The following is a 24241-nucleotide window of genomic DNA, read 5'->3' as shown; positions in this document are numbered from 1 at the left end:
GACAAGTGCGCGTGCCCGCAGGGGATTTGGTGGGGATCGAGAGCGATCGGGTCGTATTCGACTATCTGAGCCGGGTCGGTGACCTGGCTCAGCAACAGCAACTGCCGTCCGGTGACCGGATGCGTCTGGTCACCCGGCTGCGGGCGGAGATCGAGCAGCAGCGTGCCGGGGCTGCCGACACTCCGGCCGCCGTGAAGCGGATTCTCGGCAAGCTGGGCACGCCCACCGAGGTGGTGGATGCGGCGCGCGGCACATCCGGCGACGGGACGGGCGGTACACCCACCGGAGCGTCGGGCGGCACGGTCGGCGAGGTGCCTGACGCTTCGCCCGGTCCTTCGCCCGCGCCGTCGCCTGCGCCGCCGTCCGGACCCGTCCGTAAGCCGGCCGGCGCCCGCGAGCGCCTCTCGGGGTTCACCCAGCGCGTCGGCCGTGCTCCCCGGGTGCCCGTACCGCGTCAGGAGTCGGCTCCGGCCGCTGATGCCGTGCCCGCGCCGCCGCATCTCGCTGGTGAGGGCGAGTTGGGTCCGCGGGATGCCGTGCCCGACTGGTGGCGGGTCGAACCCGGCCCCTTCGGCAGCCCGGGCGCGTCCGTCCCCGGTTTCACCGGCGGGATCGAGATTCCCGAGATACTCGAGCCGCCGCCCCGGGACCGTGCCCCCGAGGGGGCAGGGAAGGGCGCGAAGGCCGCCAAGGGCACGAAGGCCGCGGAGGGCGACGGGCCCGCGGAGGTCGTGGAAGGGGCCGCCCCGGCCGGGCCGGGGCTGCTACGGCGTGTGCTGTCCCGGCGGCGCGGTGACGCCGTGGCGCGGGGACCGCTCAGTCCGCTGTTGCTGACCGCCGCTGCCCTCCTCGTCGCCGGTGCCGCTCTCGGTTCCCTGGTCCCGCTCGCCCTCGGCTGGCTCATCGCCTACGGCACCCGCAAGCTCTCCCGCACCGAGGCGAAGCTGGCCGCCCTCGGCCTGCCGGGGCTGGTGGCGGCGAGCGCCGGCGTCTGGCTGTGGGGCCGGGTGGACGGGCGCTGGGGCGAGCCGATTCCCCAGGGCGGGATGGGCGCGGCGCTCGTCGAGACCTGGCCCGTGGCCCTGCGCGCCGCGGCTGTCGCCTCGGCCCTCTTCCTGGTGTGGAGAGCGCGGCGGCGGCCGGGAGGCTGACCTGCGACATCGCGGCCTGTCGTGCCCCGACGGCGTGCCGGGCGGCAACCATGAGACCGCCCAGCACCCGCTGTACGTCCACGGCGGCGCGGCCATGGCCCGTAGCGACATCGGTCGGACGAGACGATCCTCAGGGGAGGCAAGGCGAGCCTAAGTAGGGGGCCGGTCAAGGGCACAATGACGGGATGGCCACGCAACCCCTGACGGTCGGCTTCGACCTCGACATGACGCTCATCGACTCCCGCCCGGGCATCAAGGCGGCGTACGAGGCGCTGTCGGCGGAGACCGGTACGTACATCGACGCCGAGCTCGCCATCACCCGGCTCGGTCCGCCGCTGGAACAGGAGCTCGCGCACTGGTTCCCGGACGAGCGGATCCAGGCGGTGGGTGACCGCTACCGCGAGCTCTACCCCGCCCGGGCCATAGCCCCGACTGCCGCCCTGCCCGGGGCCGGTGAGGCCGTCGCCGCCGTACAGGGTCTGGGCGGGCGGGCGATCGTCGTCACCGCCAAGCACGAGCCCAACGCCAAGCTCCACCTCGAGCATCTGGGGATCGACCCCGACGCCGTGATCGGCTGGCTGTGGGCGGAGGCCAAGGCGGAGGCGCTGCGCGAACACGGCGCGGCCGTCTACGTCGGCGACCACACCGGTGACATCCGGGGAGCTCGGGCGGCCGGTGCGCTGTCCGTGGCGGTCGCCACGGGTCCGTTCGGCGCGGCCGAACTACGCGCCGCCGGGGCGGATGTGGTCCTCTCCGACCTGACCGAGTTCCCGGCCTGGCTCGTCGGCTACCGGTCCGGCCCGGCCTGACGCCGCCCCCGGCCCTCGGCGCGGGGGGTCGCGGCGGTGATCGACCGCAGCACGCCGGCCGCGGCGATGACGAAGCCGACGCCCATCAGCATGCAGACGAAGTACGCGGCCGACGGCAGGGGATCACCGCCCAGGAAGAGCGGCGCCATGGTGGCCAGGGTCGCCATCGCGCCGATGATGAAGACGATCGCGCCGATCCGGACGAGCCGGTCACCCGCGGAGGAAGGAGTACTGCTCATCGGACCAGGGTAGATCGGCTCCAGGAGCGCTGAGGAACCACCAGGCGACGTCTTGTCACCAGGTACGGGACCATTAGCCTTGGACATGGCGGGTCTCACGGCCCGCTGTACTGCTATCCAGAGCTGTTTGTGGTTGTTTTCCCCGACGAGTACGAGGACGAGGACAGACGTGCCTACCGGCAAGGTCAAGTGGTTCAACAGTGAGAAGGGCTTCGGCTTTCTCTCCCGCGATGACGGCGGCGATGTCTTCGTGCACTCCTCCGTACTCCCGCCCGGAGTGGACACACTCAAGCCGGGCCAGCGCGTCGAGTTCGGTGTGGTGGCGGGCAACCGCGGAGACCAGGCACTGTCCGTGACGGTTCTCGACCCGGCGCCGTCCGTGGCGGCCGCGCAGCGTCGCAAGCCGGATGAGCTGGCCTCGATCGTCCAGGACCTCACCACACTGTTGGAGAGCGTCTCGCAGCAGCTCGAGCGCGGGCGTTACCCCGACAAGGCGCACGGCCACAAGATCGCGGGCATGCTGCGCGCGGTGGCCGACCAGCTGGACGTCTAGCACTCCAGTTCCGGTATCAGTGCTGGTCAGGGTGCTGGTGCTGAGTATATCGAGGTCATGGCACGTCATGTGCCGGCGGTTCGTGACTCATGGCGGCGAGACACTGAACCCGTGCGGCGGCGGTAGTGGCATCCCTGGGCGGTGGCCTTGCGACGCCGTCGCCAGCGGGACCAGTTCAGCGCGCGTTCGACGCCGCCGGTCGGTGGGTTTGGTGCGGGTAGCGGCCATGAGACGCCGCACTTCTGCCACGGTGAGGGGAGTAACACGTGGAGCACCGTTTCTTCGTCTCCCTTTCGACCTTGACGTGGCTATCGCGGCCAGGAAGGCATGGGCGAGCCTGGCCAGGGCCGAAACCAGCCCGGAGACCTGGAGGAGTCTGGCCCCAGCCATGTCACGGCACCGGCTGGGGTGGCCATGGCCACCACGGATGGCAGACGTAGTGGCCATCAGACCGCCGCCCCAGACGGGCGAACCATGCATGTATGAGCAGGTAGTACAGGCCGTGCACTGCTTTGCTGTTCCAGCGTCGCCCATAACTCGGGGAAGCTCCGGTGAGCCATCTGAAAAGTGACGGATTCGTCCCGCCACATCGACCGATCACGCCTTATGCCCCACAGACCGCGCGCTGACGTCACGATCGACGGCACTACGGCGACTTGCGCCGGCCAGCGGTGCCCGCCCTTGCTCGGGGCCGGTAATCGACTTGGCGTACGTCCCTTCCGGATGAGTGACGAGCATGTGGCTTTGCGCTGATCCACGGACTTGATGGAATTCCCCCCTGCTGTTCCGTTCAGCAACCTCGAGCCGAGGAGGCAGTCACCCACCTCAGAGACCGCGAGCCCGGCTTCCACCCGACCCCGCGCGTTCAAGAACGCTTTCTGTGTGGTCCACGTCGCTTTCGCTCCGGGGCCGCTTCCGGAACACCCAAGTCCGGTAGGACCAGAAGCGGAATCCGGTGGCCAAGGCGAGTCCGATCACGTTCTTCGCCACGTTGTCGGCAAGAGACGATGTGTAGCCGAAGCCGTAGTGCGACAGGGCGAGTACACCGTTCTGAATGACCATTCCCACGCTGCTGAACAGCAGGAACAGGGTGGCCTCTCTGATGCCGTGGCGTTTGTCGCAGTTGCGGTAGGTCCAGTAGCGGTTTCCGAGGTAATTGGTCCCGATCGCGACCGAGTTGGCGATCAATCCGGAACGGACTGTCTGCAGGTGCGCCAGATGCAAGCAAAGGTTGAACACCGCTGTGTCCACCACCCAGCCGACAGCTCCCACCGTGCCGAATCTGCCGACCTCGCCGCCAACCCGTTTCAGCTTCTGCCCCAATACCGCTAATCCGGTGATGGTCAAAGTGCGCACCTCGTCTGTAGTAGGCCGTAGCTCATGCATGCTAGCTGCACGCTTCCGCAGGACCCGGACCCCTCCAGTGCCTCGTGATCCTGTTTGAGTCACCTTTCGTCGATGGGCTCATTGCTCCCGGCATGGATCTCTCCTCGGAACAGATTGATGATTTACGGGAGGTGGCGGGCTCGCGTCACGTGTCTGCTGATGTTGCCCTGCGGGCCCGGATTGCGTTGTGGTCCGCCGAGGGGCGGCGTCGCAAGGACAGACCTCGCCGGAGTGTTGCCGGTGACGTGGACCGCGTGGACCGCTGGAAGGCCCGCTATACCGCGCGCGGGCTGGCCGGCCTGTAGGAGAAGCGCCGAAGAAGCTGGTCAGGAATGACTCGAAGTGAGTTAAACGGAATCACGAGACTAGGGCGTGTTTCGAAAGTAGCGCCGTCCGCCTGAAGGGCGGGGGTCGCGGCGGCTGGTGCGTGCGATCGCAAGGCGGAGGGTCGTCCTCGTACTGGGCGTACTCGGACGAGCCCGACAACGCAGCGAGCGTGCGTGCCAGGCGTCGCGGGCCAGGCGGGACTTTCGAAACACGCCCTAGCTGGCTAGGAGCTGAGCGCGTCATGGCCGAGGGGCGGTACGAGCCCCTCGGCCGCCGCACGTGTGAGCAGACCGCGTACGGCGGCGTAGCCGTCCTCGCCGAGGTCGGCGGTGAACTCGTTGACGTACAGCCCGATGTGCTGGTCGGCGACGGCCGGGTCCATCTCCTGGGCGTGCTCCAGGACATACGGCCGCGACGCCTCCGGGTCCGCCCACGCCATCCGTACCGAGGTGCGCGCGGCTTCCGCCAGCCGGGTCAGCCGCTCGGTGCCCAGGTCCCGCCGGGCGACGATCGCGCCGAGCGGGATCGGCAGACCGGTCGTGGACTCCCAGTGCACGCCCATGTCCGCGAGACAGTGGAGGCCGTAGTCCCGGTAGGTGAAGCGGGCCTCGTGGATGACGAGTCCGGCGTCGACCTTGCCGTCCCGGACCGCGGGCATGATCTCGTGGAACGGCAGGACGACGACGTTCCCCACCCCGCCCGGGACCTCGGCCGCGGCCCACAGACGGAAGAGCAGATACGCCGTCGACCGCTCGCTCGGTACGGCGACGGTCCTCCCGGCGAGCGCGGTGCCCGGCTCCCGGGTCAGCACGAGCGGGCCGCAGCCCCGGCCGAGCGCCCCGCCGCACGGCAGCAGGGCGTAGCGGTCGAGGATCCACGGCAGCACGGCGTACGACACCTTGAGCACATCCAGCTCTCCGCGCTCGGCCATCCCGTTGGTGATGTCGATGTCCGCGAAGGTCACATCCAGTGCGGGCGCGCCCGGGACGAGACCGTGGGCCCAGGCGTGGAAGACGAAGGTGTCGTTCGGGCACGGCGAGTAGGCGATCTTCAGTGCTGCGCTCACGAGAGGGGCTCCTGCCATGTGTCGAGTACGGACACCAGCGCGCCGCAGGCCCCGGTGAGGGCGGCCAGCGCTTCGCCGATCCGCCAGGCGGCCCGGTCGCGCGGGCCCACGGCGTTCGAGATCGCCCGGATCTCGAGCACGGGCAGCCCCTGTGCGGCGGCGGCCTCCGCGACACCGAAGCCCTCCATGGCCTCGGACGCGGCGCCGGGGTGGCTCCCGGCCAGCTCGGCGGCGCGGGTGGCGCTGCCGGTGACGGTCGACACGGTGAGCGCCGTCCCGTGAACGGCGGAGGCCGTCCCTGCAACGGCGCCGGAGAGGAGGGGAGGGGGCCGGTGCACGCTCGTACCGAAGCCCAGTTCGCTGACGGGCAGAAAGCCCTCCGGGGTCTCGGCTCCCAGATCGGCGGCGACGATCGCGTCCGCCACCACCACCGAGCCGACGGGTGCGACCCCGGTGAAGCCGCCGCCGATCCCGGCGGACACGACGAGGTCGTAGGGCCGGCCCGTCAGGGCTCCGGCGGTCACCGCCGCGGCGGTCCCGGCCGCGGCGGCCCCCGGCCCGACGCCGGGGGCGATCACATCGATGACGGGCCCGGCAGCCGGGGCGGGGGCGGAGGGGGCCGGGGACACCGGCCCTGTCGGGGTGCGACCGGGATCGGGCACGGCCCCGGCCGGGGTGGCGAGCACCCCCGAGAGCCCGGCCGTGACCGCCTCGGACTCCGCCGGTACAGCGGTGACGACGAGGACGCGCATCAGCCGGTGCCCTTCGGTCGCGCCTGTGCCCTTCGGTACGGAGGGCCGTCCGTCAGGAGGAGTTCCGCTTCAGCGTGAACAGCCAGGCGCCCTTCGCCTGACCCGACTCGTCCACCTCGATGATCGCCACCTGCGCGGTCTTCGGAGCGGCCCCGCCGCCCGTCGGGGTCTGCGTCGGGGCGAAGATCTCGTCGTAGTCGAAGCTCCGGTAGGTGTCCTTGCTCGCCTCGGTCATCGTGCCCTGGCCGTTGACGACCATGGCCCAGCCCGAGTCGGCGACCTCGGGATCGACACCGATCCGGATCCGCTCGCCCTCGCTGACCGTGAGCTTCTTGCCGGACTTCGCGCTGATGCAGTCGCGCAGGTCCTTCTCGGAGAGCTTCTTGCCGTCGGTGTAGCAGGCGGCCTCGGAGGACACGGTGTCCGAGCCCACGGTGACGGTGGCCAGCGGGGTCGGCTTCTCGCAGGCGGAGAGGGCGAGGAGCCCCAGCGTCACGGCACCGGCGGCCGCGGCGGTGCGGGCGGTCCTGCTCCTGCTCTGCATCGAATTGCGGCTCCGCCGCGTGGCAATGCTCATGCGCGAAGGCTATCGGGCCGTTCTTCTCACGCCACGCGGGGGTGCGGCGTGCCGCGCCGGGCCGCCGCGAGCAGCCCCCGTACGGTCGCGATCACACCCCCGGCGACCACGGCGGACGCCACGGACATCCCCAGCACGCCGTTCAGCGGCAGCGAGATCCCGATCGCGCCGCCCACCACCCACGACATCTGCAGAAGCGTTTCGGACCGGGCGAACGCGGAGGTCCGTACCTCTTCCGGTACGTCCCGCTGGATCAGCGCGTCCAGCGAGAGCTTGGACAGCGCCTGGGTGAAGCCCGCCGTGGCGGTGACGAGGGCGAGCGTCACGGGGTTGAAGAACACGGCCGCCGAGAGCGTCGCTGCGAGTGCCAGTCCCAGCACCGTCGCGATGATCACCTCCGGGCCGCGCGCCTTCAGCCACGCTCCGACCGCCGTGCCGAGAGCGTTCCCCACGCCCGCCGCGACTCCCACGAGGCCGAGCGAGAACGCCGCGCTGAGCCCACCCAGCGGTTGCTCGCGCAGCAGGAACGCGAGGAAGAAGATCAGGAAGCCGGAGAGCGCGCGGTGCGTGCCGTTCGCCTGCAGCCCGTGCAGTACGGACGGGCCGACGGTGCGCAGCCCGGGCCGTCGGGGCCGGGTCACCGCCCCGCGGCGCCGGAGTCGGGCGAACCAGGCCGGGACGTGGCGTGTCCGGGTCGCCCCGGCCCCGACCACACCGGGCTCGTGGTGTTGCTCGGTGGCGGCGGTGCGGCCGTGGGAGTGGGCGAGGAAGCGCGCCTTCGCCTCGCCCTTCGCCGAGTCCACCTTGTGCGGCAGCGTGAAGGCGAGGAAGGTCCCGAGGCCGAAGACGGCGCAGGCCCCGTACAGCGGATAGCTGGGCCCGATGTGCTGCAGAACGGCCCCGACGGGCGCCGCCACCCCCGTGGCCAGCAGCCCGGCCAGGGTCACCCGGGAGTTCGCCTTGACGAGCGCGAAGCGGGGCGGCAGCAGCCGGGGCACGACGGCGCTGCGGACGACCCCGTACGCCTTGGAGGCGACCAGCACGCCCAGCGCCGCCGGATACAGCTGCAGACCGCCGGTCTCGACGGCGCCCGACATGGTCAGGGCGAGCAGCGCCCGGGTGAGCATGGCGCCCGCCATCGCGGCGCGGCGGCCGTGCGGCAGCCGGTCGAGGAGCGGGCCGATGACGGGGGCGAGGAGGGTGAACGGGGCCATGGTGACCGCGAGATAGAGCGCGACCCGCCCGCGCGCCTCGTCGGTGGGGACGGAGAAGAAGACGGTGGAGGCCAGCGCGACGGTGATCATCATGTCGCCGGCGGCGTTCACGGCGTGCAGCTCGATCAGCTTGCCGAGGCCCGACTCGCCCGCGCCGTGGGCGTGCGTGGCCCGGCGGATGCCACGGGCGGTGGCGGTGAAGGGCAGATGCAGCGCCCGGCCCACTGCCGCGCCGACGCGGCGGAGCGGACCCGTGCTGTCGGACGACCAGTCGGCTGCCACTCCGTCAATATGCCCCAACCCATCCACACCAGACCGCCGGTCCGGTGAGCGCCAGGGGTCTTTCCGCCGGACGGCGGTGGTGGCTTGCCTGTCACCGCTCCGCCGACGCCCCGCCCGCCGTCCCCGGGGCGCCCCCGGGCAAATGCTCTCCGCCTCCTTCCTCCGTGCCCGCCTGGGCCCGAGCGCTTTTCGGGTGGGGTACGCGCCGTCCTCCGGCGAGGCGGAACGTGCTGGTCCTGCTGGGTCCGGGCGCTTTCCGGCGAGGCCGAACGTGCCGTTCCTGCCGGGTTCGTGCGTGGCCACCGCCCGTACGACCGTGCCCTTCCGGCGGGGTCCGGACGGGCCGTGCCGGGGGTTCGCGAAGCCCTCCGGCCCGTACGGGCGAGCGCTCCGGCCGGACTCGTGCGGTGCTCCTGTGGGGGCGGCCGTGCCGTTCCGGCGGGGACGAAGTCGGGGGAGGGTGGGCCACGGGCAGCGGTTGGGGGTAGCGTGCCTAGTGCTCCGCCGCGCAGATCCTGCGACGGCGCGACGCCTGGCACCGCACGCCCCCGGCCGTCGGCCGGGAGCACCGCGCCGCGTTGTCGGAGTCGCTCGAGTACCCCCCGGCCGGTCGGCATGGGATCTCGGTACGAGAGCGATCTTCCGCCTTGCGCTACACGGCACCAGACGCCGCACCGACCCTCGCCGGACCTGCACGGCGGAGCACTAGCGCGCCACCAGCGGTTGTTCATGGCCGCGCGCCTGTCCGCCATCCCGCAGAATGGGGTGTAACAGGTGCGCCCGAAGCCGATCGGGCGCGGACGTCGACGCGGTCCCACGGTCCGCTCCGTCCGTTGTCCTTCCGGCCGCTCGGCCGGTTCGGCTGGCGCACTCGTCATACGGCGTAGGAGAGAATCGATTCTTGTGAGTGCTGCGACGATGCGAAGCCGTACCCCTGACCGTGCTTGCGCCGAGGCGGTCGAACTCGCCCTGGCCGCGGCCGTGGAGGCCGCGGGTGAGGAGTCCGTCGGCGAGCACCTCGGTGTGGTCGCCGACGGCGACCGGGTCGTCACGCACTTCTTCGACTGCAGGGAACCGGCCTACCGCGGCTGGCGGTGGGCGGTGACCGTCGCCCGCGCCTCCCGCGCCAAGGTGGTCACCCTCGACGAGACGGTGCTGCTGCCCGGCTCCGACGCGCTGCTCGCGCCGGAGTGGGTGCCGTGGAGCGAGCGCCTGCGGCCCGGGGACATGGGCCCGGGAGACCTGCTGCCGACAGAGGCGGAGGACCTGCGGCTCGAGCCCGGCTTCACCGGAGAGGACGCGCCTCCGCCGAACTCCCTCGTCTCCGAGGAGACGGAGCGCTCACGCGACCTGGAGGAGCTCGCCGAAGCCGAGGACGCGGACGTCTCGGCCGTACCGCCGTCGGCGCTGAACATCCCCCCGGCCCGGGGCAGCATCTCGGCCGTGGCCGAGGAGCTGGGGATGCGCCGCGCGCGGGTCCTCTCCCGCTACGGGCTGCACACCGCGGCGGACCGCTGGGACGAGGCGTACGGTGCGAAGACGCCGATGGCACAGGCCGCACCCGCCGCGTGTGCGACCTGTGCGTTCCTGCTGCCGCTGGCCGGATCGCTCAAGCAGGCGTTCGGGGTCTGCGCGAACGAGTTCTCCCCGGCGGACGGGCGGGTCGTGTCGCTCGCCTACGGCTGCGGCGGCCACTCCGAGGCCGCGGTCATGCCGAAGCCGCCGCGCCCGGCGCCTCCGGTGATCGACGAGACGAAGGTGGACCTGCTGCCGCTGCACCCGGACCGTACGGGCGGCTCGGTGGAGGACACGACTCCGGCGGAGGAAGAACTCGGTCACTCCTGACCTCCCCCTCCGGCCGCCGTCCGCGAGGAGCAGCCTGCTTGCGGGTGTGCCCGCTCAACACTCCCGGAAGGGGCGCGTGTATCCGTCCGCGGGACCCGTCCCCGGGGGACCGGCAGGGGGTGCGGACAGCCTTCCGGCGTCGTAAGCGGTACGTTCGGCGCTGACAGTGCGTGGTCCGGGAGAGGGAGACGACACGTGAGCGGCACGGCGATGGTGCGGGCGACGGCCGACGGGGCGGACCCGTTCGGGACGGCGCGGCTGCGGCGCGGTGTCCTGGACGCGTGGGCCGCGTCACCCGCCCGCTTCCGCGAGGACGCCAACGCCGAGGAGGATCTGGCTCTCGGCGGCTACCGGGACCGGCTCGTCGTCGAGCTGGCCCAGAACGCCGCCGACGCGGCCGCCCGCTCGGGTGTCCCCGGTCGCCTGAGGCTGACGCTCCACCCCGCCGCGGACGGCGCCCCCGCCGTGCTCGCAGCCTCCAACACCGGAGCCCCGCTCGACGCCGCCGGAGTCGAGTCGCTCTCCACACTGCGCGCCTCGGCGAAGCGGGACGACGAGAACGACGAGAACGACGAGAACACTGCGCGCTCCGTCGGCCGGTTCGGCGTGGGCTTCGCGGCCGTGCTCGCCGTCAGCGACGAGCCCGCCGTCGTCGGCCGCACGGGGGGAGTGCGCTGGTCCCTCGCCGAGGCCCGGGAGCTCGCGACCGAGGCGGCCGCAGTGAGTCCGGGCCTCGCCGACGAGCTGCGCCGCCGCGACGGCCACGTACCCCTGCTGCGGCTGCCGCTGCCCGCGCAGGGCATCGCCCCCGTGGGCTACGACACCGCCGTCGTGCTGCCCCTGCGCGACGGCGCGGCCGCCGATCTCGCGGCCCGGCTCCTCGAGGGGATCGACGACGCGCTGCTGCTCACCCTCCCCGGGTTGTCCGAGATCGTGGTAGAGACCCCCGAGGGCGTACGGACACTGACGCATCGTCAGGAAGCCCCGTACGCCGTGATCGAGGACAGCGTGCGCGGTACCACCCGCTGGCGCACCGCGGCCGTGGGCGGCCGGCTGGACGCGGCGCTGCTCGCCGACCGGCCCGTGGAGGAGCGGCTGCGCCCCGCGTGGTCCGTGACCTGGGCGGTGCCCGTGAGCGACACGGAGGACGGCGCGCCCGCGCGCCCCGGCACCGCGCCCGTGGTGCATGCGCCCACCCCCACCGACGAGCCGCTCGGTCTGCCCGCGCTGCTGATCGCCTCGCTCCCGCTGGAGCCCACCCGCCGTCACGCCGCGCCGGGCCCGCTCACGGACTTCCTGGTGGAGCGCGCCGCCGAGGCGTACGTCACACTGCTGCGCGACTGGCGGCCCGTCGGCACCGGCACGATCGACCTGGTCCCCGGCCCGCTCGGCTCGGGCGAACTCGATGGCCGTCTCCGCTCCGAGATCCTCCGCCTCCTGCCCCGCGTCCCCTTCCTCCCGAGCGCCGCTCCGCCCGCGCCGGGTCCGGGGGAGGGCGGTGCGCATCCGGAGCGAGAGGAGCAGGCGGACCGGGCGGACTGGGACGATCCGCTCGCGCCGCGGGGCGCTACCGCTGGGGAGGGACACGCGCTGCGGCCCGCCGACGCCGAGATCATCGAGGGCGCCGGGGCCGGGACCGTACGGGTCCTCGCCGAGCTGTTCCCGAGTCTGCTGCCCGCGGGGCTGGAGCGGCGCGTCGAGCTGCGTGCGCTCGGGGTCGCGCGGGTGCCCCTCGGAGAGGCCATCGACCGGCTCGCCGGTGTCGAGCGCGCCCCCGCGTGGTGGCGGCGGCTCTACGACAGCCTGGCCGGTACCGATCCGGACCGCCTCAGCGGTCTGCCGGTGCCGCTCGCCGACGGCCGGACGACCATCGGCCCGCGGCAGATCCTGCTGCCCCTCCCGGGCGCCGGGGACACCGCCGAGGGGCATCGGCACCCGGATGTGTCCGACGTCGTCGTCGGGGCGACCCTCATCCCCGCTCCCGCGACCGGGACCGCCCCCGGCACCGAGGCGGGCACCGGGACCGTCACCGCCGCCGCGCCGGGGCCGACCAGTGCCGCCACCCTCGCCCGGCTCGGCCTCAAGGTCGCCCACCCCGACGCCGCGCACCCGCTCCTGGAGAAGCTGGGCGCGACCCCCGCGACGCCCCGCGCCGTGCTGACCACCGCGCAGGTGCGGAACGCCGTGGCGGGCTCCCTCGACAGTGACGAGATCTGGGACGAGGACGCGCTCGACGCGGAGGAGCTGGCCGAGGCCGTGCTCGGGCTCGTACGGGACGCCCAGCTCGAGCCCGGCGACGAGCCGTGGCTCGCCGCTCTCGCGCTCCCCGACGACGAGGGTGAACTCGCCCCCGCCGGTGAACTCGTCCTCCCCGGCAGCCCGTTCGAACAGATCATGCGCGAGGGCGAGCTGGCCGCCTGCGATCCGGACCTCGCCGACCGATGGGGCGAGCAGCCGCTCACCGCGGTCGGCGTGCTGGCGAACTTCGCGCTCGTCCGGGCCACGGACGTCGTCCTCGATCCGGATGAACTCGAGCCCCGCGACGGCGACTTCGCCGAGCCCGACGACGCCGGACTGCTGGACTCCGTGGACGTGTGGTGCGAGGACGTGCTCGACCGGCTGCCCGACACCCCGGTGCCGCCCGTCGCCACCGAGATCATCGCCGTCCGCGATCTCGACCTGGTCGACGACGACGCCTGGCCGCAGGCGCTCGCACTGCTCGCCCAGCCGCCGCTGCGGGACGCGCTGACCGCCCCCGTACGGGTCCTGCTGCCGGACGGGACGACCGAGACCGTACGCCCGTACACGGCGTGGTGGCTGCGCGGCCACCCCGTGCTGGACGGGCGCCGCCCCGCCGGGCTCCGGGCCGCGGGCGGTGACCCGCTGCTCGCCGGGCTCTACGAGTCCGCGGACGCGCACGGCTTCGAGGACGAACAGGTGCTGCGGGCGCTCGGCGTCCGCACCTCCGTCGCCGCGCTGCTGGACGAGCCGGGTGGCGCGGCGGAGCTGCTGGCCCGCCTCGCCGACCCCGGGCGTCCGGTCGCGGCGGCGCAACTGCACGCCCTCTACAGCGCGCTGGCCGAGCTGGACCCGGAGCAGGTGACGCTCCCCGACGAGCTGCGGGCGGTCGTCGACGGCGAGGTGCGGGTCGTGGACGCGGCCGAGGCGCTGGTGGCCGACGCCCCCGACCTGCTGCCGCTGGCCCCGGGCCGGGCTCTGCTGCCCGTACGGCCCGGGCGGGCGGCGGATCTGGCGGAGCTGCTGCAGGTACGGCGGCTCAGCGATGTGTACGAGGGGCGGATCACCTCGGGTGGCGGCGAGACGTACGAGGTACCCGAGGCGGTGCGCACGCTCCTCGGCCCGGCGGCACCCGCGACGTATGTCGAGCACGAGGAGCTGCTCGTCGACGGGGTCGGGACCGACTGGCGCCGTACGCCGGACGGGGTGCTGCACGCGGCGACTCTGGAGGGCGTGGCGGCCGGCCTGGCCTGGGCGGCGGGCCAGTGGCCGCGCCGTTTCGAGGTCGCCGCGCTGCTGGAGGACTCCTCGCGCACGGAGGAGCTGGCGCGGGACCGCTGGTTCGACCAGTAGCCGCCGCCCACCGGCCGGCCGGGGCCGCTCCTCCAGGTTCCGTTTGCGGGCACTCCCGTAACCCTCACCGCACACGCGGATGCAGCCGGCTTCCACCCGATCCCTGCCGGGAGGTCAGGGAGCTGCCGCCCCACCGGTGAGGACAGGTCACGGGCGCCGTTCGCTGATCCGGGCGTGTCCCGGGAACTCTTTCGCCGGGGGAACCCCCGTTGTGATCCCGGGACGCTCCGGTTCTCGGCAGTCGCGAAATCCGCACCGAGGGGTTCGCACACGCCACTGCACACGCAACCTCCCATCGGCTCCGGTTCGCTTTCAGCGAGTTTGGACCGGGTCCCGGGAAATGCACCCGCCGCGCTCCCCGTCGGCCAGGACCGGCCCTTCTGCGATCTGGCATCGTTACTGGTCAGAGGTGGTGGCGAGGGTGCCGGACCTTGAGGGAGCGGCTGCTGGTACGGAGGTGACGCGGCCCGTCCTCCACAGCCTGGGAGGGTGTCCGCGGAAAGCTGGGAAGAGTTCATTCCTCAGCTTCCGAAGCAAGGGCGACGTATTAGGGTTTCTTTATCAGCAATAAGGGACCGACCCCGGAGTGACGGGATGCGCGACCTTTCCTTCCAAGGCGACTCCAGCAGATTTCCTGAGCCGGGGGACGAGGCCGGTGTGGTCCTGGACTCGCGCGGTGTGGTGGTCGGGTGGGGGGTCGGAGCCTCGCGCTTGCTGGGCTATCCGGCGCGGGAGGTACTCGGGCACCCGGTGGCGGAGCTGATGGATGGCCGAACGGACATCGAGGCCTTGCTACGGCGGGACGCCAGTAACCCCACGATCCGGCTCGGGACGATGGTGTTGCGGCACCGGAACGGGCAGCCGGTGGTGGCTGAGGTGTGGGTGTGCTCCCTCACCACGCCGTCCGGCGAGCGCCAGTGGCTGCTCCAGGCCGCGGGCACGGACGTCGTGGCGGCCCAGCAGTTCGGCCATGCGCTGTTGAAGGGACTGTTCACCGACTCCCCGTTCCTCATCGATGTCTTCGACAGGCAGTTGCGGTTCCTGGCGCAGAACCGACGTCAGGGAGTGGTCGCGCGGTCCCGTCGCGCCGGGCACACGATGCGCGAGGTCTACCCTGCCGGTCTGCTCGATTTCGATGCCCTCGAGGCCCGGCAGCAGCACGTTCTGGAGAGCGGCAAGGCCCTCATCGGCACCGAGGTCGTGGGCCATGTCGTGCCCGGCAGCCCGCCCGGGGAGTACGGCCGGGAGTACGTCTGGTCCGAATCCATCCTTCCGCTCACGGACCGCTCGGGAAAGGTGATCGCACTGGCCCACGCGGTGTCCGACGTGACAGCACAGGCACACGCGCGGGAGCGGTTGACTCTGGTCAACGACGCCAGTACGCGCATCGGCAGCACCTTGGACCTGTGGCAGACCGTTCGGGAGCTGACGGATGTCGCGGTGCCGCACTTCGCCGACGTCGCCTACGTCGATCTGCTGGACTCCGTCTTCGAAGGCCGTGAGCCGCGCAGCCTGCAGGAACCGGAGGCCGTGGTCCTGCGCCGGGCCGCGCAGCGCAGCGTGCTCGAGGACGGGAGCGGCGACGGGCTCACGGCGGAGGCGGTGGGGGACATCGACGCGTTGGCCACCGTGGCCGGCTCGCCGTCTCCCGAGGCGCTGATGCACGGCGAGCCGGTGTTGTTGAACGGAGAGGAGCTGCGCGCCCGGCTTGCCGCGGCGGGTCCCGACCGGGCGGGGCCGGGGCACGACACCGCCGTCCACTCCTGGCTGCTCGTCCCGATGATCGCTCGGGGCGCCGCGCTGGGTACGGCGGTGTTCGCTCGTTTCCGCAACCCCCGCCGGTTCGAGGCCGACGACGTCCTCCTGGCCCAGGAGTTCGTCGCCCGCGCGGCGGTGTGCGTCGACAACGCCAGCCGCTACGGCCGGGAGCGGACGACCGCGCTGACCCTGCAGCGCAGCCTGCTCCCCCAGCGCCTGCCGTCGACCACGGCCGTGGAAGCGGTGTCGCGTTATCTGCCGGCGAGTGGCCATGCCGGCCTGGGTGGCGACTGGTTCGACATGATCCCCCTGTCCGGTGCGCGAGTGGCGCTGGTGGTGGGCGATGTGGTGGGTCACGATCTGCAGTCGGCGGTGTCGATGGGGCGCTTCCGGATCGCCGTGCGGACCCTCGCGGATCTCGACATGGCGCCCGACGCGTTGCTCACCCATCTCGACGACCAGGTGAACCGCTTCGTCGATGAGCAGGGCGACGACGAGGCACTCCGGGTCAGCGAGGCGATGACCGCGACCTGCCTGTACGCGATCTACGATCCGGTCTCGCGCCACTGCGTCATGGCGCGGGCCGGCCACCCTCCGCCCGCGGTGCTGTCGGCGGACGGCAGCGTCGGCTTCGTCGACCTGCCGGTGGGTCCTCCCCTGGGGCTGGGCGGGGTCGTCTTCGAATCGGGTGAGATCAAGCTCGCCGACGGCGACACGCTGGTCCTGTACACCGACGGCCTCGTGGAATCACGGGAGCAGAGCCTTGGCGCGGGACTCGACCAGCTGCGCGAAACGCTCTCGCGCATGCCGCCGACGGCGGGCCCGGAGAAGGTGTGCGACACCCTGATCAGCGAACTGCTGCCGGCACAGCCCCAGGACGACATGGCCCTCCTGGTGGCGCGCCTGCACGGCCTGCCCACCGAATGCTGTGTCACGTGGGACATCGAACGGGTCGCGGAAGCGGTGGGACACGCCCGGAAGCTGGCCATCCGGCAGATGGAGCACTGGGGGCTGGGGGAAGAGGCGGACATCACGCAGCTGATCGTCAGCGAGTTGGTGACCAACGCGATCCGCTACGGCGAGGAACCGATCACCCTGCGACTCATCCGCAGCCACAATCTGATCTGCGAGGTCTGCGACGGCAGCAGCACCTCTCCGCACGCCAGGCATGCCCGGGACAACGACGAGGGCGGACGCGGCCTCTACCTCGTCACCCAGATGGCCCACAGCTGGGGCACCCGCTACGGCGCACGGGGCAAGACGATCTGGGCCGAGCAGGTCCTGACCAGGTGACTGCCTGGAGTCCCTCCTCAGTCCCGCTCGGTCCGGGTGGAGTCCGCCCTCAGCCCCTTTCGGGCCGGGTGGAGTCCGCCCCCCTCACTCGCGCTCGGTCCTGCTCGCGCGCAGGACGAGGTACACGACCTCGGGCCCGGCGACCCCGCCTCGCGGCCGCGCCGCACGAGGGTTGCGAGGCGTGGTCGTAGTAAGGGGCGGCTGTTGCGGCGCGGTCGTTGCGGCGGTTGTACGGCGCTGTCGTACGGCAGGTCAGCCGGGCAGCCGGAGATTGACCTCGTGCCACGCCACTTCGAGGGCGACCACCGCCACCGCCGCGACAGCGACGGCCGTCCAGGGCATCGTCGTCCCGACGAGCTTCAACTCGAAGAAGCTCTGCAGCCATGGCGTCGCGATCACGACCAGGAAGCAGAGCCCCATTGCCAGCACCAGCCCGATCCGCCACCAGGTGTAGGGGCGGGCGACGATCGCCAGAACCCACAGGGCGATCAGGAAGAGCGTGAGCGTCGCCACGCTGGTCTCCGCGGGGAGGGACTGCGGACCGCTGTAGTGGTGCCGTGCCAGCAGATACGTGGCGAAGGTGGCGGCTCCGGCGATGAGGCCCGCCGGCATGGCGTACCGCATGACCCGCCGGACGAAGTGCGGCTTGGCCCGCTCCTTGTTGGGGGCGAGGGCCAGGAAGAAGGCCGGGACGCCGATGGTGAGGGTGGACAGCAGCGTCAGATGGCGGGGCAGGAAGGGATAGGGGACCTGCGAGCAGACGACCAGGACCGCCAGCAGCACCGAGTACACGGTCTTGGTCAGGAAGAGGGTCGCGACCCGGGTGATGTTGCCGATGACCCGGCGGCCCTCGGCCACCACGGACGGCAGGGTCGCGAAGCTGTTGTTCAGCAGCACGATCTGGGCGACCGCCCGGGTCGCCTCGGAGCCGGAGCCCATGGACACCCCGATGTCGGCGTCCTTCAGCGCCAGCACGTCGTTCACACCGTCGCCGGTCATCGCGACGGTGTGCCCGTGCGACTGGAGCGCACCGACCATGTTCTGCTTCTGGCGCGGTGCCACCCGGCCGAAGACCGTGCCGTCGTCGAGGGCCCGGGCCATCCGGTCGCGCTCGGCGGGCAGCTTCCGGGCGTCCACCGGAGCCTCGGCCCCCGGCAGGCCCAGCTTTCCGGCGACCGCGCCGACGGACACGGCGTTGTCCCCGGAGAGCACCTTGGCGTCGACGTTCTGCTCGGCGAAGTAGCGCAGGGTGTCGCCGGCGTCCGGCCGGAGCCGCTGTTCCAGCACGACGAGGGCGCTGGGCGTGACCTGCCGCGCCACCTCCGGGTCGTCCGGCTCCCGCTCGGAGCGGGCGAGCAGCAGCACCCGCAGGCCCCGGGTGTTGAGGTCGTCGGCCTCGGTGAGCACCGGGTCGCCGGCGGGCAGCAGGACGTCGGGTGCCCCCAGCAGCCAGGTGGTGGCCCGGCCGTCGGCCTCGTCGAAGCGCGCGCCGCTGTACTTGCGGGCGGAGGAGAAGGGCAGGGAGCCGGTGCAGCGCCAGTGCTGTCCGTCGGGGTAGGCCTCGATGACGGCCTGGAGACTGGCGTTGGGCCGCGGGTCGGCCGCCCCGAGCGCGCCGAGTGCCAGCCGTACGCGCTGCTCGTCCGCGCCGCCCAGGGGCCGTAGCGCGGTGACGTCCATCCCGCCCTCGGTGAGCGTGCCGGTCTTGTCCAGGCAGACCACATCGACGCGCGCCAGGCCCTCGATCGCGGGCAGCTCCTGGACCAGGCACTTCCTGCGGCCGAGCCGGATGACGCCGATCGCGAAGGCCACGGAGGTCAGCAGCACCAGGCCCTCGGGGACCATCGGGACGATGCCGGCCACCATCCGGCGCACCGCCTCCCGCCAGTCGTGGTCCTGGATCACGCTCTGGCTGATGATCAGGCCGATCGCGGTCGGGATCATCATCCAGGTGACGTATTTGAGGATCTCGCTGATACCGCTGCGGAGTTCGGACCGGACGAGGGTGAAGCGGGAGGCCTCCTCGGCCAGCTGGGCGGCGTACGCCTCCCGTCCGACCCGGGTGGCGGTGAACGCCCCGCCGCCGGCGACGACGAAGCTGCCGGACATCACCCGGTCGCCGGGCCTCTTGAGGACGGGGTCGGCCTCGCCGGTGAGCAGGGACTCGTCGATCTCCAGACTGTCGGTCTCGGCCACGGCGCCGTCGACCACCGCCTTGTCCCCGGGGCCGAGCTCGACCAGGTCCCCGAGGACGATCTCGGCGGTGGGGATCTCGGCGGGTACGCCGTCGCGGCGGATGGTGGGTCTGGCCTCCCCGATCACGGCAAGGTGGTCCAGGGTCCGCTTGGCGCGCAGCTCCTGGACGATGCCGATCGCGGTGTTGGCGACGATGACGAAGCCGAACAGTCCGTCCTGGATCGGTCCCACGACCAGGATGATCAGAAACAGCACGCCGATGATCGCGTTGAAGCGGGTGAAGACATTGGCGCGGATGATGTCGGCGGTGGAGCGGGAGGACCGTACGGGTACGTCGTTGACCTCGCCGCGCGCCACCCGCTCGGCGACCTCGGTGGCGGTCAGGCCCCGTGCGGCGACGGCCCGGCGTCCGGCTCCGGGCGGGGCGACGGGGTGCACGGGGTCGAGTTCCGCACCGGCGTCGATGGCCTGCCGGGTGCCCGCTCCCCCTGACGGCTCAGGCTGCCCACCGCCGGTCTGTGCCCGCTGCGTCATGTCTACGACCGTACGGGGGGAAGGAGCCGTTCACCCCCTGAGTACGCCTGTGGCCTGGCGGCGCCGGGGCCTGAGCGCGCCTGGGCCCGAGCGCGAGCCGGGCGCGGGTGTATCGGCCTGAGTGGGCGTGGGTCAGAGCGGGGCCGGGGTCGGGTGTGGGCCTGAGTGGGCGTGGGTCAGAGCGGGGCCGGGGTCGGGTGTGGGCCTGAGTGGGCGTGGGTCCGAGCGGGGCCGGGGTCGGGTGTGGGCCTGAGTGGGCGTGGGTCCGAGTGCGCGTGGGCCTGAGTGTGCCCGGCCCCGAGTGCGGGTGGGCCCGAGTGCGCGTCGCTTGACCGGGCGTGGGGCTGAGGGCTGCCGGGCGCGAACGTGCCTACGCCTGAGTGTGCCCGGCCCCGAGTGCGCCGGTTCCGCCCCCTTGGGGGTGCCGCCGACCCCGGGACGCGGTGTCCCCGGTCATCCGTCCCGGTCCCGCGTCCCGGTCAGGAACCGTCGTCAGGAGGAGCCGTCGTCGGGACCACGGTCCTCAGCCCCGGACGAGGAAGCTGCCCGGCGGATGGCGGCCTCGCGCTTACGGACGTACCAGAGGCCGATCAGGCCGAGCCCGGCCCCGGCCAGACAGGTCCACACCCACCACAGATGACCGTGTTCGTCGAACCAGCGGTAGAAGGGGAGCTGGACCAGGAAGAGGACGAACCACAGGACGGTGCCGCCCGTGACGGTGGCGACGACGTTGCCCTCCAGCGGCTCGGGGGCCTCGTGTCTGGCTCTCCACTTCGTCATGGGCACAGCTTACGGGCCGGGCCGGAGCGGCCGTCCGAGGCCGGTCGCCACTGGCGAACCCGCGCACCACGGGTATCTACGCGCGGAGATGGGTTCCTGGTCCACTTCCTGCTCACCCCGATCGAGCAGGCCCTCGGGGTCGGCTGACCCTCCCACGGGTCAGGTGACCGTCCGTGGGTCAGGTGACTCCTCCGTAGAAGCGGGTGGTCTCGTCGACCGAGGACCTGAACCGCTCGTCGAAGTCGTCGCGAATGAGCGTCCGGATCACATAGTCCTGGACGCTCATGCCGCGCTTCGCCGCATGTTGTCGGATTCGGTCGAGAAGCTCCCTGTCCATCCGCAGGCTGAGCACATCTGATCCCATGCTCGTACGCTCCCGGCGCCGGGACCCGTGTGCGTCACTTTCCGAGGCTTCCTCACTCGTATGGGTGAGTGAGTGTTGACCGTCTCATTCTTTCCCCTGGTCCTTAGCCTGCGTAATGACCTAGGCTAAGGAACATGTCGGAACCTGCCCGCCCCCTTCCACCGGCGGGGGGACACCCGGACGACGATGCCGTCGCCGTGAACGCACTGCGGTCCGCCGTGATGCGCCTGGCCCGTCGGCTCAAGCACCAGCGGGTCGATGAATCGCTGAGTCCCACGGAGATGTCGGTGCTCGGCACTCTCGCCCTCTGTGGCTCCGCCACGCCCGGCGAGCTGGCCCGCAAGGAGCACGTCCAGCCGCCGTCGATGACCCGGATCGTGGCGATGCTCGAGGCGAAGGGCCTGGTCCGGTTGGAGCCGCACCCCGAGGACCGCCGCCAGAAGGTGGTCACCCAGACGGAGCGTGCCGAAAGCATGCTCGAAGAGAGCCGGCGCAAGCGCAATGCCTGGCTCGCGGAACTGGTGGGCGGACTCGACGATGAGGAGTGGGCCGCGCTGCGTGCCGCCGCGCCCGTCCTGGAGAAGCTTGCGCATTTGTAGAACGACGACCGCACGCCACGACATGGAGGCGAACCCACTTTGAGTACGGGACCCGGAATAGATCCCGCACCCGCACCGAACCCCCACCACGACACCGTCTCCGCGAAGCCGCGCGGAGGGACCTTCAGCTCACTGAAGGTCCGCAACTACCGGCTCTTCGCCACCGGACAGGTGGTATCCAACACCGGCACCTGGATGCAGCGCATCGCCCAGGACTGGCTGGTGCTCAGCCTCACCGGCTCCTCGACGGCCGTCGGCATCACCACGGCGCTGCAGTTCCTCCCCATGCTGCTCTTCGGGCTCTACGGCGGTGTGATCGCAGACCGCTTCCCCAAGCGGCAGCTGCTACTGATCACCCAGGCCGCGATGGGGCTCACCGGTCTCGTGCTGGCCGCGCTGACGCTCAGCGGCCATGTCGAGGTCTGGCATGTCTATCTGATGGCCTTCCTGCTCGGTGTGGTCACCGTCGTCGACAACCCGGCCCGCCAGGCGTTCGTCGTCGAAATGGTCGGGCCGGACGAGCTGCGCAACGCCGTCAGCCTCAACTCCGCCAACTTCCAGTCCGCCCGGCTGATCGGCCCCGCCGTTGCCGGTGTCCTGATCACGGCCGTCGGCAGCGGCTGGGCGTTCCTGCTCAACGGGCTGTCCTTCATCGCGCCGCTCACCGGTCTGCTGGTGATGCGCGCCGCCGAACTTCACAAGGTCGAGCGCGCACCCCGCGGCAAGGGCCAGCTGCGCGAGGGCCTGCGCTACGTCGCCGGCCGGCCCGACCTGATATGGCCGATCGTCCTCGTCGGCTTCATCGGTACCTTCGGCTTCAACTTCCCGATCTGGCTCACCGCCTTCGTGGACGATGTCTTCCACGCCGGAGCGGGCACCTACGGCCTGCTCAACACCTTGATGGCGGCCGGTTCACTGGCGGGCGCCCTCCTCGCGGCCCGGCGTGGCACCTCACGTCTGCGGCTGCTCGTCGGGGCGGCGGCCCTCTTCGGGCTCCTGGAGATCACGGCGGCTCTGGCACCCGCGTTCTGGGTCTTCGCCGCGCTGCTCGTACCGATCGGCATGTGCGGCCTGACGATCAATGTCACCGCCAACTCCAGCGTGCAGCTCGCCACGGATCCCGCGATGCGGGGGCGGGTGATGAGCCTGTTCATGATGGTCTTCATGGGCGGTACGCCGCTGGGCGCCCCGATCGTCGGCCGGCTCACGGACCTCTACGGAGCCCGGATCGGCTTTCTGGCGGGCGGGCTGGTCTCCCTGGCCGCGGCGGCGGGCGTCGGTCTGATGCTCGTCCGGGTCGGCGGCCTGCGCCTCAAGGTCGATCTACGGCGTGGCCACCGTCATGTGGCGTTCGTACCGCGGTCGCCGTCCCGGTCGGAGGAGCAGCTCGCGCCGGCCGCGTGAACGGCGAGCCGGTGCGGACCGGGGACAGCGCGGCCCGGGGCCGGCGCGGGCTGGAGGGCGTCGGTGTGGTCCGGGGGCCGGTGCCGGCCGGAGGGCGGGTGTGGTCCCGAGGGGGTGCCGGAGGGCGTCGGCCCGCCCGGCGCACCGGGCGTGGGTCGATCTACGGCTGTGCCCACTGGTTGAGTCGTTCGGCGATGGCGCGGACGCCCGCCGTGCCCGGACGGATCGCCGTCAGCAGCTCCCGTACCTCCTCCGGCTTGGGCTGGATGCGAAGGCCGTTCGCGAGGAGGAAGGCCCGGGCCGCGCCGAAACCGAAAGTGCGGTTGCTGCGCTCCAGGGGCTGGAGGAGAGCGATGGTCTGCATCAGCGCGGCAGCTTTGAGCGGCACCGAACCATAGACCTCATAGCCGAAGGCCTCGGCCTTGGTGCGGTCCGCCGCAACGATCAGTGCGCCGTAGTCGTCCACCTGGGGATCGCCGGGGAGCTGCTCCGCCGCCCAGAGGAGCTGACGGAAGTCGAGGTGGTGGGTCATGCGGCTGCTGAACCCTCCTGTGGCGGGAAGTCCCCGTCGGCCTCCACCTCGGCGAGAACGTCGCCGTAGGTCTCCAGCGTTTCGGTGAACGCTTCTTTGAAGCGCTCTTCGAATTCGTCCCGCTGCAGGGTGGTGACCACGAACTCCTGAACCGTCATGCCGCGGGCCGCGGCCCTTTCCTTGACGGACTCGAGAGTCTCGCTGTCTATACGCACGCTGAGCATCCTGGTGGCCATGCAGCCATGCTGGCACAGTGTCTGCGCAGGTGAAAGGGGAAGTTCCTCATCGGGTGAGACGATGGCCGAAGTGTTCGGAAAGTGTCGTCGAACCTGCTCTTTCCGATCTCTCCATGCGCGACACTGACCGGATGAGACTCTTCGCTGCTGTGCTGCCGCCGAAGGAGGCGGTCGCGGAACTCGCCGCAGAGGTGCGGAGGTTGCGCGAGCTCCCCAAGGCCGGTGACCTGCGCTGGACCGGTCATGAGAGCTGGCACTTCACCCTCGCGTTCTACGGGGAGGTGCCGGAGGAGGTTCTGCCCGAGCTCCGTGAGCGGCTGGGGCGCGCGGCCCACCGCCACGGGCCGTACGAGCTGCGGCTGGCGGGCGGCGGCCAGTTCGGTAGCCGGGCGCTCTGGGCGGGTGCGGACGGTGACCGGGAGGCGATGCGACGGCTGGCGGACACGGCCTCCGCCGCCGCCCGCCGGGCCGGGGTGTCCATGGAAGAGCACCGTCACTACACCCCGCATCTGACCATCGCGCGGAACCGTACGCACGTGGACCTGCGGCCGTACGTCGCGGGGCTCGCGGACTTCGCCGGCAGCCCGTGGACGGTGAGCGAGCTGAGCCTGGTCCGCAGCCACCTCCCGGTGGAGGGGATCGCGGGGAAGCAGCCGCGGTACGAGACGGTGGCGTCCTGGCCGCTCGGGGCCTGACCGCGGGGCGTGACCGGCCGTATGCATGACGGGACGGTGGCCACGGACCGACCGGCTG

Annotated in this window: 21 protein-coding genes; 10 read left to right on the top strand and 11 right to left on the bottom strand. The window is 71.8% G+C overall.

What is annotated here, in order from left to right; translation table 11 throughout:
* Positions 1 to 29 precede the first annotated feature (29 nt).
* Positions 30 to 1151 (top strand): hypothetical protein, encoded by a 1122-nt coding sequence (locus tag ACTWQE_RS02990; protein WP_443327205.1) that lies wholly within the window; start codon positions 30 to 32, stop codon positions 1149 to 1151.
* A gap of 185 nt (positions 1152 to 1336) precedes the next feature.
* Complete coding sequence (locus ACTWQE_RS02985; RefSeq protein WP_443327204.1) at positions 1337 to 1960, top strand: HAD family hydrolase; 624 nt, start codon at positions 1337 to 1339, stop codon at positions 1958 to 1960.
* Here ACTWQE_RS02985 and ACTWQE_RS02980 read toward each other — a convergent pair.
* A complete protein-coding gene (locus ACTWQE_RS02980) occupies positions 1939 to 2199 on the bottom strand; it encodes a hypothetical protein (RefSeq protein ID WP_443327203.1) in 261 nt (86 codons plus the stop codon). The genes ACTWQE_RS02985 and ACTWQE_RS02980 overlap by 22 nt on opposite strands.
* Positions 2200 to 2368: 169 nt before the next feature.
* Here ACTWQE_RS02980 and ACTWQE_RS02975 point away from each other — a divergent pair, with 169 nt between their 5' ends.
* The gene (locus ACTWQE_RS02975) at positions 2369 to 2752 is read left to right on the top strand and encodes a cold-shock protein (RefSeq protein ID WP_443327202.1); all 384 of its coding nucleotides are present in this window, start codon (positions 2369 to 2371) and stop codon (positions 2750 to 2752) included.
* A gap of 825 nt (positions 2753 to 3577) precedes the next feature.
* Here the strand turns inward: ACTWQE_RS02975 and ACTWQE_RS02970 are convergent.
* On the bottom strand, positions 3578 to 4099 hold the full coding sequence (locus tag ACTWQE_RS02970; protein ID WP_443327201.1) for a GtrA family protein: 522 nt from the start codon (positions 4097 to 4099) through the stop codon (positions 3578 to 3580).
* Positions 4100 to 4182: 83 nt separating this feature from the next.
* On the opposite strand from ACTWQE_RS02970, the gene ACTWQE_RS02965 reads away from it, so the two are divergent.
* The gene (locus ACTWQE_RS02965) at positions 4183 to 4443 is read left to right on the top strand and encodes a hypothetical protein (protein WP_443327200.1); all 261 of its coding nucleotides are present in this window, start codon (positions 4183 to 4185) and stop codon (positions 4441 to 4443) included.
* Between the two features lie 245 nt (positions 4444 to 4688).
* Here ACTWQE_RS02965 and ACTWQE_RS02960 read toward each other — a convergent pair whose 3' ends face one another.
* The 4 genes from ACTWQE_RS02960 to ACTWQE_RS02945 are packed head-to-tail and all read right to left on the bottom strand — an operon-like array spanning position 4689 to position 8356.
* Positions 4689 to 5531 carry a 1,4-dihydroxy-6-naphthoate synthase gene (locus ACTWQE_RS02960; protein ID WP_443327199.1) on the bottom strand — a complete coding sequence of 281 codons (843 nt, stop codon included), beginning with the start codon at positions 5529 to 5531 and terminating at the stop codon, positions 4689 to 4691.
* Positions 5528 to 6283, bottom strand: a complete 756-nt coding sequence (locus tag ACTWQE_RS02955) for a futalosine hydrolase (RefSeq protein ID WP_443327198.1) — start codon at positions 6281 to 6283, stop codon at positions 5528 to 5530. The genes ACTWQE_RS02960 and ACTWQE_RS02955 overlap by 4 nt, the downstream gene beginning before the upstream one ends.
* Positions 6284 to 6335: 52 nt before the next feature.
* Complete coding sequence (locus ACTWQE_RS02950; protein ID WP_443327197.1) at positions 6336 to 6860, bottom strand: hypothetical protein; 525 nt, start codon at positions 6858 to 6860, stop codon at positions 6336 to 6338.
* A gap of 26 nt (positions 6861 to 6886) precedes the next feature.
* Positions 6887 to 8356: an MFS transporter gene (locus ACTWQE_RS02945; RefSeq protein ID WP_443327196.1), complete on the bottom strand. Its 1470-nt coding sequence runs from the start codon at positions 8354 to 8356 to the stop codon at positions 6887 to 6889.
* Positions 8357 to 9259: 903 nt separating this feature from the next.
* Between ACTWQE_RS02945 and ACTWQE_RS02940 the strand changes: the two genes are divergently transcribed.
* From ACTWQE_RS02940 to ACTWQE_RS02930, 3 genes are all read left to right on the top strand, one after another.
* Positions 9260 to 10201: a DUF3027 domain-containing protein gene (locus tag ACTWQE_RS02940; protein WP_443327195.1), complete on the top strand. Its 942-nt coding sequence runs from the start codon at positions 9260 to 9262 to the stop codon at positions 10199 to 10201.
* Positions 10202 to 10411: 210 nt separating this feature from the next.
* Entirely contained in the window at positions 10412 to 13792 is a 3381-nt protein-coding gene (locus ACTWQE_RS02935) for a sacsin N-terminal ATP-binding-like domain-containing protein (RefSeq protein ID WP_443327286.1), read from the top strand.
* 594 nt (positions 13793 to 14386) lie between these two features.
* Complete coding sequence (locus tag ACTWQE_RS02930; protein WP_443327194.1) at positions 14387 to 16843, top strand: SpoIIE family protein phosphatase; 2457 nt, start codon at positions 14387 to 14389, stop codon at positions 16841 to 16843.
* A 252-nt stretch (positions 16844 to 17095) separates the two neighbouring features.
* Here the strand turns inward: ACTWQE_RS02930 and ACTWQE_RS02925 are convergent, their stop codons facing one another.
* The 3 genes from ACTWQE_RS02925 to ACTWQE_RS02915 all read right to left on the bottom strand — a co-directional run bounded on the left by ACTWQE_RS02925 (position 17096) and on the right by ACTWQE_RS02915 (position 20717).
* A complete protein-coding gene (locus ACTWQE_RS02925) occupies positions 17096 to 19573 on the bottom strand; it encodes an HAD-IC family P-type ATPase (protein WP_443327193.1) in 2478 nt (825 codons plus the stop codon).
* 492 nt (positions 19574 to 20065) lie between these two features.
* Positions 20066 to 20353, bottom strand: a complete 288-nt coding sequence (locus ACTWQE_RS02920) for a DUF2530 domain-containing protein (protein ID WP_443327192.1) — start codon at positions 20351 to 20353, stop codon at positions 20066 to 20068.
* Positions 20354 to 20531: 178 nt separating this feature from the next.
* Entirely contained in the window at positions 20532 to 20717 is a 186-nt protein-coding gene (locus ACTWQE_RS02915; protein WP_443327191.1) for a ribbon-helix-helix protein, CopG family, read from the bottom strand.
* Between the two features lie 134 nt (positions 20718 to 20851).
* Between ACTWQE_RS02915 and ACTWQE_RS02910 the strand changes: the two genes are divergently transcribed.
* Both ACTWQE_RS02910 and ACTWQE_RS02905 read left to right on the top strand, forming a co-directional pair.
* Positions 20852 to 21316, top strand: coding sequence for a MarR family winged helix-turn-helix transcriptional regulator (locus tag ACTWQE_RS02910; protein ID WP_443327190.1), 465 nt, complete (start codon positions 20852 to 20854; stop codon positions 21314 to 21316).
* 39 nt (positions 21317 to 21355) lie between these two features.
* A complete protein-coding gene (locus tag ACTWQE_RS02905; RefSeq protein ID WP_443327189.1) occupies positions 21356 to 22720 on the top strand; it encodes an MFS transporter in 1365 nt (454 codons plus the stop codon).
* A gap of 160 nt (positions 22721 to 22880) precedes the next feature.
* Here the strand turns inward: ACTWQE_RS02905 and ACTWQE_RS02900 are convergent, their stop codons facing one another.
* Positions 22881 to 23252 carry a fic family toxin-antitoxin system, toxin component gene (locus ACTWQE_RS02900; RefSeq protein WP_443327188.1) on the bottom strand — a complete coding sequence of 124 codons (372 nt, stop codon included), beginning with the start codon at positions 23250 to 23252 and terminating at the stop codon, positions 22881 to 22883.
* On the bottom strand, positions 23249 to 23488 hold the full coding sequence (locus tag ACTWQE_RS02895; RefSeq protein WP_443327187.1) for a ribbon-helix-helix protein, CopG family: 240 nt from the start codon (positions 23486 to 23488) through the stop codon (positions 23249 to 23251). Before ACTWQE_RS02895 ends, ACTWQE_RS02900 begins: the two co-directional genes overlap by 4 nt.
* Before the next feature lie 131 nt (positions 23489 to 23619).
* Here ACTWQE_RS02895 and thpR point away from each other — a divergent pair, with 131 nt between their 5' ends.
* Positions 23620 to 24183, top strand: a complete 564-nt coding sequence (gene thpR / locus ACTWQE_RS02890; protein WP_443327186.1) for an RNA 2',3'-cyclic phosphodiesterase — start codon at positions 23620 to 23622, stop codon at positions 24181 to 24183.
* Positions 24184 to 24241 lie beyond the last annotated feature (58 nt).

This window comes from Streptomyces sp. 8N706 (assembly GCF_052245415.1).
GTDB lineage: Bacteria > Actinomycetota > Actinomycetes > Streptomycetales > Streptomycetaceae > Streptomyces.
The sequence above is the reverse complement of the archived record's forward strand: the minus strand, read 5'-3'. Positions and strand labels throughout refer to the sequence as shown.

What these genes read in the sequence shown, in the direction of transcription:
- ACTWQE_RS02920 (WP_443327192.1), bottom strand. Translation starts at nt 20,353, where the DNA reads ATGACGAAGTGGAGAGCCAGACACGAGGCCCCCGAGCCGCTGGAGGGC.
- ACTWQE_RS02915 (WP_443327191.1), bottom strand. Translation starts at nt 20,717, where the DNA reads ATGGGATCAGATGTGCTCAGCCTGCGGATGGACAGGGAGCTTCTCGAC.
- ACTWQE_RS02950 (WP_443327197.1), bottom strand. Translation starts at nt 6,860, where the DNA reads ATGAGCATTGCCACGCGGCGGAGCCGCAATTCGATGCAGAGCAGGAGC.
- ACTWQE_RS02935 (WP_443327286.1), top strand. Translation starts at nt 10,412, where the DNA reads ATGGTGCGGGCGACGGCCGACGGGGCGGACCCGTTCGGGACGGCGCGG.
- ACTWQE_RS02930 (WP_443327194.1), top strand. Translation starts at nt 14,387, where the DNA reads ATGCGCGACCTTTCCTTCCAAGGCGACTCCAGCAGATTTCCTGAGCCG.
- ACTWQE_RS02900 (WP_443327188.1), bottom strand. Translation starts at nt 23,252, where the DNA reads ATGACCCACCACCTCGACTTCCGTCAGCTCCTCTGGGCGGCGGAGCAG.
- ACTWQE_RS02985 (WP_443327204.1), top strand. Translation starts at nt 1,337, where the DNA reads ATGGCCACGCAACCCCTGACGGTCGGCTTCGACCTCGACATGACGCTC.
- ACTWQE_RS02895 (WP_443327187.1), bottom strand. Translation starts at nt 23,488, where the DNA reads ATGGCCACCAGGATGCTCAGCGTGCGTATAGACAGCGAGACTCTCGAG.
- ACTWQE_RS02980 (WP_443327203.1), bottom strand. Translation starts at nt 2,199, where the DNA reads ATGAGCAGTACTCCTTCCTCCGCGGGTGACCGGCTCGTCCGGATCGGC.
- ACTWQE_RS02910 (WP_443327190.1), top strand. Translation starts at nt 20,852, where the DNA reads ATGTCGGAACCTGCCCGCCCCCTTCCACCGGCGGGGGGACACCCGGAC.
- ACTWQE_RS02925 (WP_443327193.1), bottom strand. Translation starts at nt 19,573, where the DNA reads ATGACGCAGCGGGCACAGACCGGCGGTGGGCAGCCTGAGCCGTCAGGG.
- thpR (WP_443327186.1), top strand. Translation starts at nt 23,620, where the DNA reads ATGAGACTCTTCGCTGCTGTGCTGCCGCCGAAGGAGGCGGTCGCGGAA.
- ACTWQE_RS02955 (WP_443327198.1), bottom strand. Translation starts at nt 6,283, where the DNA reads ATGCGCGTCCTCGTCGTCACCGCTGTACCGGCGGAGTCCGAGGCGGTC.